At 28.4% G+C, this 17705-nt stretch carries 20 protein-coding genes and 2 tRNA genes; 11 read left to right on the plus strand and 11 right to left on the minus strand.

Translation table 11 applies throughout. The features are described 5' to 3' along the window. Positions 1–6: 6 nt before the first annotated feature. Both ABHQ57_RS07640 and ABHQ57_RS07645 read right to left on the minus strand, forming a co-directional pair. Positions 7–79 (minus strand) — tRNA-Gly (locus ABHQ57_RS07640). A 103-nt stretch (positions 80–182) separates the two neighbouring features. Continuing rightward, the gene (locus tag ABHQ57_RS07645; protein ID WP_047789242.1) at positions 183–494 is read right to left on the minus strand and encodes a hypothetical protein; all 312 of its coding nucleotides are present in this window, start codon (positions 492–494) and stop codon (positions 183–185) included. Positions 495–637: 143 nt separating this feature from the next. On the opposite strand from ABHQ57_RS07645, the gene ABHQ57_RS07650 reads away from it, so the two are divergent. Both ABHQ57_RS07650 and ABHQ57_RS07655 read left to right on the plus strand, forming a co-directional pair. Continuing rightward, entirely contained in the window at positions 638–1012 is a 375-nt protein-coding gene (locus tag ABHQ57_RS07650; RefSeq protein ID WP_047789241.1) for an arsenate reductase family protein, read from the plus strand. Positions 1013–1079: 67 nt separating this feature from the next. After that, positions 1080–1559, plus strand: a complete 480-nt coding sequence (locus ABHQ57_RS07655; protein ID WP_053056682.1) for a hypothetical protein — start codon at positions 1080–1082, stop codon at positions 1557–1559. A gap of 82 nt (positions 1560–1641) precedes the next feature. Here ABHQ57_RS07655 and ABHQ57_RS07660 read toward each other — a convergent pair whose 3' ends face one another. Further along, positions 1642–2064: a pyridoxamine 5'-phosphate oxidase family protein gene (locus ABHQ57_RS07660; RefSeq protein ID WP_073181214.1), complete on the minus strand. Its 423-nt coding sequence runs from the start codon at positions 2062–2064 to the stop codon at positions 1642–1644. Positions 2065–2334: 270 nt separating this feature from the next. Here ABHQ57_RS07660 and ABHQ57_RS07665 point away from each other — a divergent pair, with 270 nt between their 5' ends. From ABHQ57_RS07665 to ABHQ57_RS07690, 6 genes are all read left to right on the plus strand, one after another. Beyond that, on the plus strand, positions 2335–2877 hold the full coding sequence (locus tag ABHQ57_RS07665; RefSeq protein WP_047789239.1) for an AraC family transcriptional regulator: 543 nt from the start codon (positions 2335–2337) through the stop codon (positions 2875–2877). 17 nt (positions 2878–2894) lie between these two features. Beyond that, entirely contained in the window at positions 2895–3341 is a 447-nt protein-coding gene (locus ABHQ57_RS07670) for a response regulator (RefSeq protein ID WP_047789238.1), read from the plus strand. 2 nt (positions 3342–3343) lie between these two features. After that, a complete protein-coding gene (locus tag ABHQ57_RS07675) occupies positions 3344–5494 on the plus strand; it encodes an ATP-binding protein (RefSeq protein WP_073181212.1) in 2151 nt (716 codons plus the stop codon). Between the two features lie 111 nt (positions 5495–5605). Further along, on the plus strand, positions 5606–5977 hold the full coding sequence (locus tag ABHQ57_RS07680) for a hypothetical protein (RefSeq protein WP_047789237.1): 372 nt from the start codon (positions 5606–5608) through the stop codon (positions 5975–5977). 188 nt (positions 5978–6165) lie between these two features. After that, positions 6166–6288 (plus strand): hypothetical protein, encoded by a 123-nt coding sequence (locus ABHQ57_RS07685; protein ID WP_255724871.1) that lies wholly within the window; start codon positions 6166–6168, stop codon positions 6286–6288. Between the two features lie 40 nt (positions 6289–6328). Continuing rightward, entirely contained in the window at positions 6329–7345 is a 1017-nt protein-coding gene (locus tag ABHQ57_RS07690) for an AraC family transcriptional regulator (protein ID WP_047789236.1), read from the plus strand. Between the two features lie 599 nt (positions 7346–7944). On the opposite strand, the gene ABHQ57_RS07695 is transcribed toward ABHQ57_RS07690, so the two are convergent. Further along, positions 7945–8391, minus strand: coding sequence for a GNAT family N-acetyltransferase (locus ABHQ57_RS07695; protein ID WP_047789235.1), 447 nt, complete (start codon positions 8389–8391; stop codon positions 7945–7947). A gap of 29 nt (positions 8392–8420) precedes the next feature. On the opposite strand from ABHQ57_RS07695, the gene ABHQ57_RS07700 reads away from it, so the two are divergent. Continuing rightward, complete coding sequence (locus tag ABHQ57_RS07700; protein WP_047789234.1) at positions 8421–8852, plus strand: GNAT family N-acetyltransferase; 432 nt, start codon at positions 8421–8423, stop codon at positions 8850–8852. A 37-nt stretch (positions 8853–8889) separates the two neighbouring features. Here ABHQ57_RS07700 and ABHQ57_RS07705 read toward each other — a convergent pair. Then, a tRNA-Met gene (locus ABHQ57_RS07705) sits at positions 8890–8963 on the minus strand. 104 nt (positions 8964–9067) lie between these two features. Here ABHQ57_RS07705 and ABHQ57_RS07710 point away from each other — a divergent pair. Then, positions 9068–9451, plus strand: a complete 384-nt coding sequence (locus ABHQ57_RS07710) for an START-like domain-containing protein (RefSeq protein ID WP_047789233.1) — start codon at positions 9068–9070, stop codon at positions 9449–9451. Positions 9452–9554: 103 nt separating this feature from the next. Next, positions 9555–10385: an aminotransferase class IV gene (locus ABHQ57_RS07715; RefSeq protein ID WP_047789232.1), complete on the plus strand. Its 831-nt coding sequence runs from the start codon at positions 9555–9557 to the stop codon at positions 10383–10385. 2 nt (positions 10386–10387) lie between these two features. On the opposite strand, the gene ABHQ57_RS07720 is transcribed toward ABHQ57_RS07715, so the two are convergent. The 6 genes from ABHQ57_RS07720 to ABHQ57_RS07745 all read right to left on the minus strand — a co-directional run bounded on the left by ABHQ57_RS07720 (position 10388) and on the right by ABHQ57_RS07745 (position 17694). Further along, positions 10388–10945 carry a YqgE/AlgH family protein gene (locus ABHQ57_RS07720; protein WP_073181203.1) on the minus strand — a complete coding sequence of 186 codons (558 nt, stop codon included), beginning with the start codon at positions 10943–10945 and terminating at the stop codon, positions 10388–10390. A gap of 85 nt (positions 10946–11030) precedes the next feature. Further along, the gene (locus tag ABHQ57_RS07725) at positions 11031–11780 is read right to left on the minus strand and encodes a LytTR family DNA-binding domain-containing protein (protein ID WP_159492430.1); all 750 of its coding nucleotides are present in this window, start codon (positions 11778–11780) and stop codon (positions 11031–11033) included. A gap of 3 nt (positions 11781–11783) precedes the next feature. Next, entirely contained in the window at positions 11784–13850 is a 2067-nt protein-coding gene (locus ABHQ57_RS07730; RefSeq protein WP_389863098.1) for a histidine kinase, read from the minus strand. 110 nt (positions 13851–13960) lie between these two features. After that, positions 13961–15055: a hypothetical protein gene (locus ABHQ57_RS07735; protein ID WP_167713535.1), complete on the minus strand. Its 1095-nt coding sequence runs from the start codon at positions 15053–15055 to the stop codon at positions 13961–13963. A gap of 32 nt (positions 15056–15087) precedes the next feature. Further along, positions 15088–15303: a hypothetical protein gene (locus ABHQ57_RS07740; RefSeq protein WP_047789227.1), complete on the minus strand. Its 216-nt coding sequence runs from the start codon at positions 15301–15303 to the stop codon at positions 15088–15090. A 213-nt stretch (positions 15304–15516) separates the two neighbouring features. Next, positions 15517–17694 (minus strand): PepSY domain-containing protein, encoded by a 2178-nt coding sequence (locus tag ABHQ57_RS07745; protein ID WP_196781610.1) that lies wholly within the window; start codon positions 17692–17694, stop codon positions 15517–15519. Positions 17695–17705 lie beyond the last annotated feature (11 nt).

The raw sequence follows: 17705 nt of genomic DNA on the forward strand, positions 1-17705 counted from the left end.
AATTTGAGCGGGAGACCAGGTTCGAACTGGCGACATTCAGCTTGGAAGGCTGACGCTCTACCAACTGAGCTACTCCCGCAGTAAAGCGGTTGCAAATATAATACTGCTTTTGTTATTTACAAAGACTTTTTTGTAAAAAAATGAAAAAAAAAGCACACTTTTTATAAGTGTCAGATAATGAGTTAAGTATTTTTTTTAGAAGAACACTTATTTAAAAAAGAAGTTAATTCAATATTAGCACTTGGGCCATAAGCAGCTAAAATAGTGCCTTTTGTTCCGTCGTGCATTGTTAATATATAAAGAATACTTAAATCAGCAGGGTTAGAATAACCTTCATACCTATACTCTTCATCAATAGTAACGTCTTTAACGGTATATTCTTTTTTAGTATCTACGTCAATTAATTTATTATTAATAAGATGATAACTAGCAGTGTATCCTTTGTTTTTATAATATTCAATTTTATTTATTTCATGTTTAGAATTGTTATTCATAGTGTATGAGTATTAAAGTTACATTCAAAAGTATAGAATCAAAAAGAACAAGATTAACTTATATGAGTTAAATATTAATCTATTTAAGTTAATTTATAAAACCATATGAAACTAATTTTGTAATAAATTAATAAACTAAATTAATGACTGTGTTAGCAAAACATAAAAGGCAATTATTATTTATTTACTCCTGTGAATCCAGTTTTAGTAAAGAAATGTTAGCTTATGCTTCTGCCGTAGATAAAAAGCTACAGATTATAAATATTTGTAAAGAAAAAATTTCAGATACAATATGGTTAGAAATAGCTGCTATGTTAAATGTAACATTAGGAGAGTTGTTTTCACCTAAGCACTCAAATGCTGAGAATGTAGGAGATGTAACGAGCTTTGATGAGACAGACTGGTTGAAATTAATAAATAGCAAACCTAGTTTGTTACAGGTTCCTATTGTTGTTAATGCAGATAAAGCTTTGAGAATTAAAGAAAAAACTGATATGATGAATGTGTTAGATAATTAGAAAATAATTTTAGGGAGTAAGCCGAAAACCCTTTAAGAGAGTAGGTATAAATTTAAACTGAATAATTATGAAAATATCAAAATTAATTTTAGCAACATTATTAACAGCAGTTGTAATGGTTTCTTGTGAAAACAAAAAAGAAAAAAAAGAACAGGTAAAAGAAAAAATGGATGAAGTGGAAGCGAGCGTAGAAGAAGGAATGGATGAAATTGAAGAGAGTTTTTCTGACCTAGGTGATTATACTTTTGAAAAGAAAAGTGAGGTGACAAAATCAATTAACAAAGGAATAGATAAATTAGATGCTGAGATTGATAAATTAGAGAAAAATGTAAGTGATAGTTATAATGATGCAAGTGAAAGTGTAAAGAAAGAGCGTCAAGAATTGTTAGCTTCTTTAAAAAATAAAAGAACAAAACTTAAAGCAAGCATGGAAAAATTAAAGAATAGTTCTGAAGATACTTGGGATGATGTGAAAAAAGGGTTTGAGAAAGCTTATGATGATGTAGAGAATGCTTTTGATAAATTAGCTGATGAATTAAATAGTTAATATACATTTTACAAATGATCCATCCTAAAAAAGCAGTTCACAACGAACTGCTTTTTTTATTTGTGATAATTATAAAAACTTTTTAAATGGTTACAGATTTTTTCAAATTTACATCCCAGTAGTATGCACTGTTTATAATAACTTTAAGGATAATAATGGTGTGAAGGTTGTTATTTTTTAAGTCTTGTTGTGAGAGTAACTTATCTATAATTCCTTTTGATTCGTAATGAATGCCCTTACCTCTGATTGATAAATATTGTTTGTCTGTGTTATTAGTAAAAGTTAAGAGTAAGTCATTATCTTTTTCAATGTTTTTATAGTGTTCAGATTCTTTATCTGATAAAAACCACAAAGCTCCATCATTGTCAATTGTTTTAACAGTCATAGGGCAAATCGAAGGGTTTGGTTTACTTAACGAACTAATTAACATGCATGTTGGGGTGTTTATTAGGATAGACTGAATTCTTTCAATAGCATTTTTATCTACTAAATCATTTTTTTTCATCTGTCTAATCTTTATAAAATTATTATGTACAAAGTTGAGGAAAGTATAGTTTTTTTTTAACTCAAAAAGAAAAAAAAAGAGCTTATATAATATTATGTTAAGTGTTTTTTAGTAGATACTTTATTAATTTAAATTGTTTTTTAAGTTCATTTTAACTTTACATTAAAAAATAAAAAGTAAAATAATCATTTAAGAGGCTTTGTAAAAGTTTAAAAAAAACTACTTTTGATTGTTTGGAGGGAAGAGTAGTATTTAATAATGTAAATTGACATGAAAATTTATTTAAAATTTGATGCTAACACAGCTTTAAAATCTTTTTTAACGTATCATTTAAAAGAGTTAAGCTTGCCCTTTTATGTAACAAGCTCTCAAGAAGTAGTTTTTGAAAAGGAACTTTCTTTAAATGAAAAAGAAAAAATAAAAGAATTATTAGCTCCTTTTAAAATAGATATTACTAACGATGAAAAGTTAGATGTTGTTCAGCGAATAAAAATAATTATTGATGAGATGTTGAAAGATGAAGCAGCAGCAAGGATGAATGCTTCTGATTATTTGTCTGATAAGTTAAATTATTCGTATGCTTATTTATCTAACTTGTTTTCTGAATCAAACCACACCTCAATAGAAAACTACATAATTTTAAGAAAAGTAGATGTAGTTAAAGAATTATTGTTAAATAGTAATTTAACATTAACTGAAATAGCCTATAGATTAAACTATAGTAGTGTCGCTCATTTGTCAGGGCAGTTTAAAAAAGTAACTGGACTTACCACTTCTACTTTTAAACGTATAGTGGAAAAACGTAACCAATAATCAGGTATTAGTTAATTATGGCTAAAGATAAATTAAAAATTATTTTAACAGACGATGATATAGATGATCGTATGTTTTTTGAAGATGCTATTGAGGAGATAAATATTGCCTCAGAGCTAAAAACATTTAACCATGGACAAGATTTAATGAGTTATTTGTGTAATGATTGTAAAGAGCTTCCTAATTTAATTTTTTTAGACTTGAATATGCCTATTAAAAATGGTATGGAATGCTTAATAGATATTCGTAAAACTCCAAAATTACAAAGTATAATAGTAGCTATATACTCAACATCTTCTTCAGAAGAAGATATTGAAGAGGCGTTTGTTAATGGAGCTAATATATACATAAACAAACCTACATCTTTTAAAGAATTAAAGAAAGTTATAAAAAAAGTGCTGCAAATTAATTGGCAGTACCAAACTTCAAATTTAAATAAAGATAACTTTTTATTAAGAATTTAGCTATGTTTGAAAATAGTTTTACTCAATCAAATAAAGCTTATGTTGTTACTTCATCTATAGCTATAGGTATGTTACTTGTAGTCTTTATAGTGTCTTATGTTTTTTTTCAAGACTTTCAAAATGCTACAGACTCTTCAAAAATTAATTATGATGAATATATAAAGCTAGAGGAGCTTTCAAAAAAATATAAATTAATGCAAACCGAGCATTTAGAAGCGGCTATTTTAAGAAGAAAATTAGACCCAGATAAATGGTATACTATAAATAACGATATATATATAAGTATTCAAGGTTTGTTATTTGATTTTAGAAATAAGCCTAAACAGTTAGAGCGTATTAATAAAATAGCGGAAGAACAAAATAAACTATTTGGTAATTTAGTAGAGTTAGATACTACCTTTAGTTCTTTAAGAAATAGTATAAAAAAGAAGAAAATTTTAGGAATAAACTCTTCTTTACATAAAATAGACTCTATAAAAAAACATATTTTAGAACAACAGAAAGAAGATATTTCTAAACTAGTAACTTATCGTGAAGAGAAGAATGAATCAGTTATTAGGATGATGGTTATATCGTCTGCTTTTGCATTACTTTTATTATTGTTTTCTTTATATAGATTGTTTGTGAGTCGTAAGTTGTACTTTAAAACAAACTCACTTTTAAAAAGTATTTTAAATGCTTCTACTGATATAGTTAGAGTTTATACTCCTGTTTATGATAATAATAAAGAGGTAATAGACTTTAAAATTGAATATGCAAGTAGTGCGAAAGAAATATATGGTTACAATAGTAAAGAACTGTTGGGTAGGCTGGTTACTGAAGTTTATCCTGAGTTAAAAGTATCAGGAGAATTACAAAAATTAATAGATTCCTTTTCCTTACAGAAATCAATAGAAGAAGTTTCTGAAATTGATGTAGATGAAGAAAAAACAACATATTTAAGACGTTTTTTCCCTTCTCAAGATGATATAAAAGTGATTATATCAGATATATCAAAATCAAGAAAATATGAGAAAGACTTATCTAAATTAAATCATGAATTAAAATTAAGTAATGATTTATTAAAAGAAGCAGAGAAAATAGCTGAGATGGGGAGTTATATATGGTTTATGAAAGTAGACCATACTATTTTGTCAGATAATGTTTATAGGATTTTAGGATATAAACCACAAGAGTTCGCTTCTTCTTCTGTAAAGTTTAGGGAGTTTGTACATCCAGATGATTTAGAGCTTTATGATAAGAATATAAACGAAGCTTATCAAAAAGAGCAGGCGGTTGAATTTATTTTTAGAGTAATAACGAAAGAAAATGTAATAAAACATTTGTATACAAACGGAGCATTTAATGAACATGACAACAAAATAACGATGATTGGGATAATTCAAGATGTAACTAAACAGGTAGAAACAGAATTGCAGTTGCAACAAAAAAATGCTGAATTAGTACATCAAAACGTAGAGTTAGAATCTTTTAATCGTATTGCAAGTCATGATTTACAAGAACCATTAAGAAAAGTACAAATGTACCTGTCAAGGCTCACAAATGATGATGAGTTATCAGAAAAAAACAAACAGTATATTGAAAGGGCTAATAGCGCTAGTTTAAGAATGCGTACATTAATAAATAATTTATTGTCTTTTTCTAGAATAAATAGAAAAGAAGACGATTTGTCATTAGTAAATTTAAATAATGTACTACAAGATGTAATAGATGACTTGTCATTAACTATAGAAGAAGCTAATGCTGTTTTAGAGTATACAGAATTGCCTGCTGTAAAAGGGATAGAATTTCAGTTAAATCAGTTATTTAACAATTTAATATCTAATGCAATTAAGTATCGTAATAAAGAAAAGGATCTAAAAGTAACCATAACTTCTAAAAAAATTGAAGCTATTGATATTGATGAGCCTTTCGTAAAAAATCATCAAACATATTATTTAATTAAAGTAATAGATAATGGTATAGGTTTTGACAATAATATGAGAGATAAAATCTTTGAAATGTTCCAACGTTTACATCTAAAGCATGAATATTCTGGAACAGGTATAGGATTAGCTATTTGTAAAAAAATTGTATTAAAACATCAAGGATACATTCAAGCTACAGGAATAAAAGGTAGTGGTGCTGTATTTACAATATATTTACCAGCATAGTTTAAGTTTTTAATGAATTCTAAAGATTATATAACACAAAGTAAAAATTATATAACACACGGTTTTTAGATACACTGCATCTTTGTAGTATAATTTAAAAACAAGAAAAACATGAAGAATTTAATCAAATTATTAAGCATTTTAGGAGTAGTTTTATTAACGGTTACAGCATGTAGTGAAAGTGATGATCCAAAAGATAATGATTTATTTGTAGGTACATATGAAGGAAGTGTTTCTTATGATAATGGAGAAAACTCAATTTCGGCAGAAAATGGAAGTGTTACAGTAGCTAAAACAGGAGATACATACAATTTTATTTTTTCTGACGACATACCATCAATTAGTGGTTTAGAAATAGAAAAAGGTGAAAATAAGTTTGAGTTAGATTGGGATGAGGCTAGTCTTATTGTAATAGATGAAAGTTCTTTAAATATAAAGATGGCCAAAGATGGGAAGTCGTGGAGTGCAAACTGTAAACGATAATAAATTATAAATAATGATAAAAAAAGATCTCTACATAGAGATCTTTTTTTTGTTAAAAACAATCTTAACATCAATGATTACACGTGTTTTAATTGTTTCTAAAAATTATATAAAACAAAGCAAAAATTATGTAACGAAGAATGCGTGTATTGGTTGCATTTTTGTAATGTAATTAATAACGAAATATAATGAAGACTAGAGTATATGATAAGCAAGGGTTAAATGCTAAAGTAGGTAAGATAGTAGCTAAAACAGAATATTTACAAAACTTAGCTTCACAAGCAAAAACACCAAAAAAGAAAAAATGTTAGAATAAAGAAAAACTAATTTATTAACCTAAAAAGAGTAGACATGAAAACACTTCACATAAATAGCAGTTCAATAGTAAAAACGTTTGGTCAATTGAAAGAGCAATTATCAGCTTCATATAAAAAATGTTTCAAAGAGCATTGCTTAACCTTTGATAATGAAATTGGTTATGGTGAAGTGAGAGGTGTTTTACTAAAAAATAACATTTCATATTTAGAGTTTAATGTTACTTTTAATGAAGATATAGCCCTAAATATAAATACAAATATTAGTAAAGCAGTAAATATAGCTTATTGTAGTAAAGGTAAAATAGCGCATCAGTTTACTAAGAAAAACAAAAAAACAACATTAGAGCCGTTTCAGATAGGTTTTATGTCAAACATAACATCGTCTAAAAATACCATTTACTTTAAAAAAGAAACAAATGTAATTGTTACTCTTATAACAGCTTACGAATTAACAGCTTCAGTTAAAAAAAATACAGTTCATCAAGAGTTGTTTGAAACTTTTGTAAAAAATAAAAAAGAAAATAATGTTTTTATTAGTTCTCATAATTTAAAAATAGCAGAAAAAATAGAGCAAGTAACGAAGATAAAAGAAGATGGGGTAATGCGTAGTTTACTAATTGAAGGTATAGTACATATGGTTTTAGCTCTAGAAATACAACAGTACAAAAGAGATTTGAAGAATTCTAAACAACCTACAGGGAGTTTAACGTTAAGAGAAATGCAAGAGATAAAAGAAATTTCTACGTACATAAAAAATTATCCAGAAAGAGCAACTACTATAGAAGATTTATGTAAAAAAACAGGAGTAACTTCCTCAAAGCTTCAAGAAGGATTTAAATTAATGCATAATACAACTGTGAATGATTTTATAAGGACAGAAAGAGTAAAAAAATCAGAAGAATTAATAAAAAATAGTGATTTAAACATATCACAAATAGTTTATTCTGTAGGATTTTCTAGTAGAAGTTACTTTTGTAAGATATTTAAACAAAAATACAATTGCACTCCTACAGAATACAAATCTAGAATTAAGTTAGCTGCAACAGCATAATATATTTCATTTTTTTTGACAAAAAGAGGCTACATGTAGCCTCTTTTTGTTTTTATACTCAAACTTTTAAGTGAACTATCTTTTATTTTAAAAGATAGTTCATGTTGGGGGTTAATAAATAATAAATAGAATATCGATTATACTGTGTTTAAAATTTATAGATTATTAAGAATAAAGAAACTTGACCCAAATAATAAAGATTAAAATAATAGTACCCCATGAAAGGATATAGAAAAAGAATTGGAAAAAATTAAATAATTTGTCTTTATCAGCTAGAGTTGTTTTATGTTTTTTATGGAAGTTTCTTGATCTATTTATAAGAAAACTTGAACCTTTTCTGATAAAAAAGAAAGAGAATATTAAGAATAATGTATCTATTAAAACTTTATACATGTGAGCAAAATTATTAAAAATAGAGAAAAATAAAATTGTAGTATAAATTATAAAAAAGAACCCACTCAAAATATTGAGTGGGAAAATTGCTATGAAAAAGAACTTAAGACGTCTCTTAAGTATTACAAAGATATTTAGAATTTAATGAATAATAGAATAAAAAGAATAATACTTTTAAAAAATAAGAAATTGTAATTTTTGTGGCTTTAATAAAAGTTTTTATCATCTCGTAAAACTTTTAAAAAATGGAAACCATAAATTTCAAAACCTTCGTTGTAATAAAATTTATGAGACTTCCTATTAGCAGTGTACGTGTTTAATTCAACTGCCTCGCACCCTTTAGATTTAGTGTAATTGTATATCCACTTGAAAAGCTGTTTTCCAACACTTTTACCTCTATAAGTTTCATGTATAACTACATGATCTGGCTCTACACTTTTACCAATATAGTGCCTAGTACTATACCAAAGCCCGCAAATACCTATAAGCTTGTTGTTGTCATAAACACCTATACATTCGTAGTTAGGGTATGCTACCATTTCTATCACTCTGTTTTTTAAAATATCATGTGGTGTTGTGGTGTTAACTTTATGTAAAAGAGGAAGGATAATAAGAATATCTTCTTTACTAATGAGGTTAAATTTTATATTCATTCTGTATTTTTGGATTAAAGAAATTTTAGATGATAAAAATAAAAAATATATCAGCTCAAGAAACTTATAATATTAGATTAACGGTTTTGCGTAATAATATAGATTTACCTTATAAGTTTAAAGAAGATGAGTATGGAAGTACATTTCATTTAGGAGCTTTTTACAAAACTAAGTTGGTAGGTGTAGCTTCTTTTATTCAAAATAAAACAGAAGCTATTAAAGGATTGCAATATCAATTAAGAGGAATGGCTACTTTGCCAGAAGTTAGAGGTATGGGGGCGGGAAAGTTGCTACTAGAAGAGGCAAAAAGCATTTTAAAAACTAAAAGCATAGACGTTCTGTGGTGTAATGCAAGAGAAGAAGCAGTAGGGTTTTATGAAAATTTAGATTTCGTAATTATAGGTGAGAAGTTTAAGGTGCAAAAGGTAGGTGTTCATTTTAAAATGTACAGTAAAGTATAAATAAAAAAAAAACCCAAATCAAAAGATTTGGGTTTTGTAGCGAGGAGCAGATTTGAACTGCCGACCTCAGGGTTATGAATCCTGCGCTCTAACCAACTGAGCTACCTCGCCTGATTGCGGGTGCAAATATAATTACTTTTTGGTTTTAAGCAACAAACATTTAAATTTTTTTTTTAAAAATAATTATCTATATTGGCACTCAAACAAAAAAATAAATGAGCAAAGTTAAATTTGAATTAGAGTTTCCTATTCATGCATCTCCAAGTATGTTATATCAATACTTCGCAACACCAGCAGGATTAGAAGAGTGGTTTGCAGATAGAGTTAATTCACGAGGAAAACTGATTACCTTTATTTGGGATGATTCTGAAGAAGAAGCAAAAATAATAACAAAAAAAGCAGATGAACGTATTAAGTTTAAATGGACTGAAAGTGAGGGTGATGATAGTTATTTTGAATTCAGAATTCAAGTAGACCCATTAACAAAAGATGTTGCTGTAATTGTTACAGATTTTGCAGATGATGAAGATGATGTAGAGGAAGCAAAAATGCTTTGGCAAAACCAAATAGAAGAGTTAAAACATACAATAGGAGCTTAACATATTATAATTAATAAGTATTTAAAAAAACTCGGCAATTTTGTCGAGTTTTTTATGGCTAATATTTACCTAAATTGTAAGTTTGCAATTAAAATTTTAGGAAATGGTAAACTTTAATGGAACTTTGGTTTCTGATAACGAAGTGCAAATTTCAACAAAGAATAGGGCTTTTAAGTATGGCGATGCTATTTTTGAAACAATTAAAGTATTAAATGGTAAAGTTGTTTTTGTAGAAGATCACTACTTTAGATTAATGGCATCAATGAGAATGCTTCGTATGAAGATACCTATGAGGTTTACCCTTGAGTTTTTACAAGAAGAAATCCTTAAAGTAACAAAACAATTACCTGAATTTTCTACTTATAGGGTACGATTAACTGTTTTTAGAAAAGATGGTGGCTTATATGCACCCGTTACAAATGAAATAGATTATATTATTGAAGGAGCTCCAATAGAAAATGTAGAGAAAGAGACTTATAGAATGGATGTTTTTAAAGATTTTTATAACTATTCAGGATTGCTTTCAACAATAAAAACAACAAATAGAATGTTAAATACATTAGCAGCCGTTTTTGCAGAAGAAAACGATTTAGATAACTGTATTTTACTAAATGAGCGTAAGGGAGTCGTTGAAACTATTAATGGAAACATCTTTGTAGTAAAAGGAAACACAATAAAAACTCCTGCCTTAACTGAAGGCTGTATCAAAGGAATTATTAGAAAAAAAGTAATTGAAATTATTGAGAAACACGGAGAATACACAATAGATGAAACAACTATTTCTCCTTTTGAGATTCAAAAAGCAGACGAGGTTTTTATAACCAATGCTATTGTAGGAATTCAGCCAGTTACCAATTATCGTAAAAAAGAGTTTTCAACAGTGATAACTAATAAAATTAAAAGTAGCTTAAAACTAGCCATAGTAACTAGCTAAGGTTAGTTCATTTGAATGTCGCTAGGAGCGTTAGCCCAAATTTTATATTTGCCTCCTCTTTGTAGTAACTTGTTTTTCCAAAAGTCTCTATCGTTCGCAGTTAAAATATTTTCATAGTCATTCTCTGCTATAAACCAAGAGTTCATTAATAGTTCCTCTTCCAATTGGTTTGCTCCCCAACCAGAATAACCTAAAAAGAAACGAATATCAGTAGATTTTAATTGTTTATTATTTAATAACTCTTTTAACAGGTCAAAATTTCCTCCCCAATAAATACCGTTTGCGACCTCAATACTGTTAGGTAGTAAATGTGGAGCTTTGTGGATAAAATATAAATTATCCTGTTCTACAGGTCCACCTTGGTAGACTGTAAAGTCACAGTCTATTTCAGAAACTAAATCGCTAAGTACATAGTCTAAAGGTCTGTTTAAAATAAAACCCACAGAGCTTTTTTCATTATGTTCAGTAAGTAATACAATAGTTCTTTTAAAAGAGCTATCATTTAAAATTGCTGGTTCAGCAATTAATAACCTACCTTTTTTCGGCTTAAATGCAACCATATTTTTATAGTTTATAAACACTAAGGTAAATAAAATTTTAATAAAACTTTAACAAAAGTGTTAAAAAACCATAAAAAAATAAGGGCTACATTCTTTCTAAAACATTAATGACTTCATTTTTTTTACGAACTGAAACAGGAACAGTTGTTTTGTTTTTTAAAACTAAATATCCTCCATCAGATTTTATGAATTCCTTAATGAATTGAATATTAATTAGATGACTTTGGTGAACTCGTAAAAAATCGTATTCCTTCAACATGTCAGCAAAGTGCTTTAAGGTTTTTCCAACTAATATTTTTTGTCCATCATTCATAAAAAACTCTGTGTAATTATTATCGGACTGACAACGAACAATATCGTCTAAATTTACCACCATAATTTTGTCAGAAGTGTTTAATGAGATCTTTTTAGGACGTTGATTTGGTTTTGAAATGGATTGCTGTAGTACTGTTAGCTGTTCTTTATCGGGTTTAATTTGATTTTTTGCTTTATTAATTGCACTTGCTAAATCTTCGTTTGAATATGGTTTTAATACATAATCAATAGCAGCAAATTTAAAAGCTTTAATGGCATACTCGTCGCTTGCAGTAACAAAAATAATTTTTGAGGATAGGTTTGGATGAATTTCTAAAACATCAAAACCAGTACCGTCTCCCAGCATAATATCTAAAAATAAAATATCTGGTTGTTGCTTTCGTAAAACTTTTGAAGCTTCAACCACACTTTTAGCAGTACCAATAATTTCAATTTCTGGATGAAATTGAATGAGATCGTTTTGTAACATTTCTAAAGCTGTTGACATATCGTCTACTAAAATTGCAGAAAGTTTTTTCATGTTTTAAAAATCAGTTTTTAAAGGAATTTCAAATAGTACCTTAGTTCCTGTTACTTTTCCTTCATTATATAATTCAATAATGGAAAAAGCTCCCTTTTTTGACAGGTTTCGAATTCGTTCTTGCGTAACTTTTAAAGCTACGGATTTATGTGAGCTAACTTTTTTAAGTTCTTTTGATTGATGAACACCAATACCGTTATCTATTATTTCACAATGTAAAAGATCATTTTTTATAGAAAAACTGATCGTAATTTTTCCATTTTCTACAAAAGAGATTCCGTGTTTTATACTGTTTTCAACAAAAGGTTGTATTAGCATTGGTGGAATTAGAATTTCTTCAGGTTCAATAGAAAGATTTGTGGTTATTGAATATTCAAAGGTATTTGAGTTTATTTGCTGTTCTAGCTCAATATAATTTTTTAGTGTGGTAATTTCTTCAGCTAAGCTAATTTCTTCTTGTCTAGAATTGTGTAAAACACCACGTAAAAGTGTAGCAAATTTACTAATGGTTGTATTTAATTCAACTGATTTCCCTGAGTTACCCAATGCCTTAATTCCATTTAAAACATTAAAAATAAAATGCGGATTCATTTGAAGTTGTAAGGCTTTTTGCTCTAGAGATATCAAATGATTTTCCAGTTCTAACTTTGCAACTTTAGCTTTATTTTTAGCTTGAATTCTTCTGATATATGACCAAACAATGAGTGTTAAAATTATGCAGGTTACTCCAATGATAGACCAAATAAACCAACTTTTTTTATAGATAGGAGTATCAATATAAAAATTAAACTCAATAGGAGTGCTTTCTATTTTTCCAATTCTTGATTGAGCTGAAAATGTATAGTTTCCTGGAGAAAGATAAGCTAAGTCAATAGCGCTTTTAGTACTCCAAGGACTGGTTTGATTGTTGAGCGTATAGCGATACTCCAATTTATTAGAGTTACTAATATTTATTGTTTTGTAATAAAAAGAGATATGGTTTTTATCTGCAGGGAGTTTTAGAGTTTTAGCGTAGTTATTGATGTTAATGCTATCTATAGGAGTAAAAACTACCTCAATATTTTCAAAAGAAATGGAAGGCTTTTTTTGTATTGGTTTGTCACTTTTAATAAAGTAAACTCCTTTATCTTTTGTAGAAACCCAAGTGTTATTTTCGTTGTCTTGAAAGGTACTGGTAATTTTATTGGTAGTTAAGCTGTTATATTTATTAATATTTTTAACGAAATTAAAATTAGCATCTAGTACTTCAATACCATTATCCTCAGAGATAATCCAAAATTGATTATTAATTTTTTTAATTTCAATAACATTTTGTGCAGTGATGCTTTGTGTTTCTACTTCGTTATTTTTAATGAATTTAAGCCCTTTGTTATAAGTGGTAGCAATTATCGTTTTTTCGTTAATTAAAAGAGAAGTGTAATTATTTACATCAATTCTTTTTAAAACTTTAGGATTGATAAGCTTATCAAGCTTCCACAAAGATTTATTAGTAGCTATCCAGTAAAATTTTCCATCAAATAACATATCGTTAATCTGATTTAAATCAATTTGAAAGTTGGTACGAAGAGGAGAGAGATAGTTTTCACGAACTCTAACAATCCCTTTATTAGTACCTAAAAAAGTACGGTTTTTAACGGTTAAAATGCAGTTAACATTGTTGCCTTCAAAATTAGTAAATCCATGATGTTTTTTTATACTTAAACCTTTGTCAGTACCTATAAAAAGAGTATTTCCTTTTGAAGAAATGATATTAACGTTGTTGGAAATAAGTCCGTTTTTTGTAGTAAAAGTAGTAAACTCATTTCCGTTAAATTGAATTAGTCCGTTGTTAGAAGCTAACCATACATAACCAGTTTTATCTTGAGCGCCACTATTTATATGTAGACTAGGTAACCCATTATTTTTTGTATAGGTTTTTAAAGGTTGGTTTTGGGCAGAAACATTTATCAGACCACAGATAAAACAGCAAAGTAGTAAAAAAACAAAATTTTGTACTGAGTGTTTTTGAGTACTCAATACAAAATTGTTTCTCATAGCTGTTTTTGTAATATGATATTGGGTTTTCATCATAACAAAAGTACTTAAATAAAACGTCATTACGAAGGGAAGGAGGTTGAAGTAATTACTTTTATTATGAGGTTTTCCTAGGTTCGTAATGACGTTTGTTCAACAATTATTAGTTATTTCATAGCGTATAAACGCTTATTATTAGTATCTGGTTTTACATGTTCTAACTCTCCATAAGGTTTCGTTAAAGGTTTTAAAACACATAGAGCAGAAGATTTACCTTTTATAATTAACTGACTGTTTTTTACAGTATAGGTCCATCTAAATTTCTCTACAGGAATATTTGTTTTTTCAACTTCTTTCATTAAAGCTTCTTCGCTTGCAATAAAATCCATAATTTCTTCTTGCATTACAAAGTGAGGAATTTCGTTATCAGAGTTATGGTAATCTAACTCTAGATTTACAGGAATGGTATACTGAATAGTATAAGGCTCTCCCACATAACGCTCTCTTTCATTATTTAAAGCGTCGTACCAAGCAATTTCTTTTTCTTCTGGATATTTTTTAGCGATCTCTTTTGATAAATCTACTTTACCAGGAGAGTTTGCTGTTGGATAAAATACATAGTACGGTTGAGCTAAATAATGGTTAGAAAACTCTCCTCCAAAAACATTGTAGTATGGTGATGCAACTACTTGAGGAATTTTGTTTTCAGTTATAAAAGCACTTTTTAAAGTGTTTATTAAATCAGTGTTTTCTGCCAATTGATTGGTATGAAAAATAATTCTAGTGTCATCAGTAATAGCTTCACTTTTTACAGAAGGTAATGCACCTTTAGTAATTGTTTTTTGTAACGTTTCAGCAGTTACTTTATCTCCATTAACTACAGTTTCTAAGTTCATTGCTCTAAAAGGGTTGTTGTTATTTACGATATGAACTTCTCCGTAAGGATTTTCAGTAGTGTTGTTGTTCATCCAAGAAATAATTTCTTCTACTGAATATTTGCCATTAATTATTTCGTAGTTTTTTTCTTTGAAATATACTCTGGCACTATCGTAAAAATGGCTGTTTCCTTTGTCATTTCCTGTAATAAATACTATGGGTTTTCTGTATTCCACAGCTAGTTTTTCAATAGTTTCCTCTGTGGTAGCAATGTTTCCCTGTTCTTGATTTTTGTTGTCATTTTTTGTGTTATCACAACTAGAAAATACTCCGATTAGTAGTAGTAATCCCATTACTGTACCTACTTTTAAAATGTTTTGTTTCATAGTTTTTTGTTTTAAGGTTAATATAGTTACTGTTATTGTTGTAGAATGATGGTTACATCCTTTCCTAAATTTATACTAGTTGATAGTTTGTTTAAGATGTTAGGAAGGTTTCGGTCGTTAATCCACTGACCGTTTTCTTGTTTTTCAACGGAAGCGATTAATCCGCTTGTGTTTATTTGTAATTTTAAACTTGTGTATTTTTCTAAATACATTTTTAATACTGATGAATAATTGTTGTTTGACCACATAATTGTTGTTTTTATATGATCAAAATTACCACAGAAGTACAGGTAGATTTGGAGTAAATTAGAATTCGTAGTAGATAAATTAGAATTCGTTGATTTTTATAGGAAAGGCAATTAAATGTAGAAAAAATATACCCAATTATCCAGTAGTAACCTGATAATTGGGTAATTTAAATATCTTGGTTGTATTCCAACAGAGAAGCTGTTTTTTATCTATTAATAACAATCTGTTTTAATTTGATTCTTCTTTTTAAAGTAGTCTAAAGATGTGTTTAGTTTAGTTGAAGTTATTTGTTCTAATACCTTCTCAACGCCTTTTAGCATTTTGATAGAACCACAAATCATGATAGTTCCTCCGTTTTTTAAAACAGTAGTAATTGTAGTTTCTTTTTTTAGTAATAAATCTTGCACATATTCTTTTTCTTTTTCCTGAGAATAAGCAATATGAATGTTATTTTTCTCTATGTTTTTTAACAAAGGAGCGTACATTCTTAGCGACTCTTTAGTTCTACCACCCCAGAATAGATGCGCTTTTGTGCCGTTTTTATGTTGCAGCATTCCTAAAAAAGGGGCGATACCTGTTCCGTTAGCAATTAAGACTACTTCTTTCTTCTTTTTAGGAAAATAGAAGTCTTTATTTTGTTGAATGCTTGCTTGAATTATTTCGTTTCCCTCTAGTTGATAAAGTAAGTTAGAGCACACTCCAAGGTCATGTTTTTTAATACTTAATACAATATCATTATCTATTTTTCCAACAGAATATAAACGTTCAATATTGTCTTCTTTAGGAGTTATAGCTAACAAGTCACCAGAGTTAAAACGAAGTTTTTTTGTTGGCTGTAAACGGATTAAAAAAGAATCGTCGTTGTTTAGATCAGTTTTAGAAACTGTGGTGAAAGTTTGTTGTTTTTTATGCTTTTTTACCTCTTGTGTTAGTTCAAACTGTATGTTAGTTTTTTTACTCCATAAATGTCCCCAAGTTTTAAAATCTTGAAAAGACTGGTTGTTAATTTTATAAACAGGTAACAGAGGTGTAAACTCTGGGAGTTGTTGTAGTTTACTATTTATATCAATAGCAAATTGGCAAAAATGAGGATATGCTCTTGAACCAAAACCAATGACAGAATAGTTTATTGGGTTTTGTGTAACTATTTGCTGAACTAGTTGTAAAAATTTAGAAGCGTTAGAAGGAGCTTCACCTTCTCCGTAAGTTGAAGTTAATATAATTAGGTGTTTCGCTTTTTTATACGAAGCATAATTGTTTAAAATATCGATGAAAACGGTTTTACCGTTTTTAATTAAAGCATTGTATAAAGATGAGGCAAAAGAGTAAGTATTGTTTGTTTCTGAGCCTACTAATATGATAATTTCAGCATTGTCTTTCTTAGTTTTATTTTTAGGTAACGATCTTTTTTGTGTTCTGCTGAAAGTCATTGCAAAGCCTGAATAGATAAAAAACAGGATAGATATTGAAGAAAGTAACAATATAATTGACCATACAATAGTTCCGTTTCCTGTATGTAATAACAAACTCCAATTTAAAAGTATGCTGGTTAACGAAAGATTTTCTTTACTAATGATGGTTCCTGTATATTGATGAATGATTAGTTCACTATCGGTTAGTTTCACAAAAAAGTAATCCTCCTCATCTTCAGAAAAAGGGAACTCAACACTTTTTACTTCATTCAAAGTAGTGTTTTTAAATACTGGAAATTCAAGAAGTGTTATTTTTTCTTTTGAAGAAGCTAAAGAAAAATCATAAGAGTGATTAATTTTTTCCACAGGTAAAACAGAAAACCTATCTAACGATAAATATACACCTGTTAATGTGATGATAATGATAGGGATAAGCGTGTAGCGACCAATAATAATATGGTAATACTGTTCAAAATTTTCCTTTACAATTTTAGAAAAAAGCTTTTTAAAGCCTCCTTGTCGTTTAGTAATTAGAATGAGTCCTGTGATAGCAATTAAGCAAAGTAAAAAAGAAATAAAGCCAACAATAAATCTTCCTGTAGACTTCAAAAATAAAGATCTGTGTAAGCTCGTGGCAAACTGAAAAATTGGTTTCTTTTTTTCGATATCACCTAATTTTTCACCTGTGTTTGGGTTTACATAAAATGTGTCACTTTTTCCTTCTTTGGTAACTACCGAAGCTGATACAAAATCATTCTCATCAATAGTGATAGAAATTACTTCGTCATATTGTTTTTGCAGTACAGAAATTGTTTGAGCAAGTGTAATTTCTTTTGTGTTAGAAATACTATAGTCTGAAAGCTGTTTTGAAATAGGTTCAAAAGCTAAAATAATACCTGTTAATGAAGCAACAAGTAAAAAAAGAAAAGAAGATATAGCCAATGTTAAGTGGCTATATCTCCATATAGAAGTGGTCATTTTTGTTAGCT

This window comes from Tenacibaculum sp. ZH5_bin.1 (assembly GCF_042865525.1).
Lineage (GTDB): Bacteria > Bacteroidota > Bacteroidia > Flavobacteriales > Flavobacteriaceae > Polaribacter > Polaribacter mesophilus.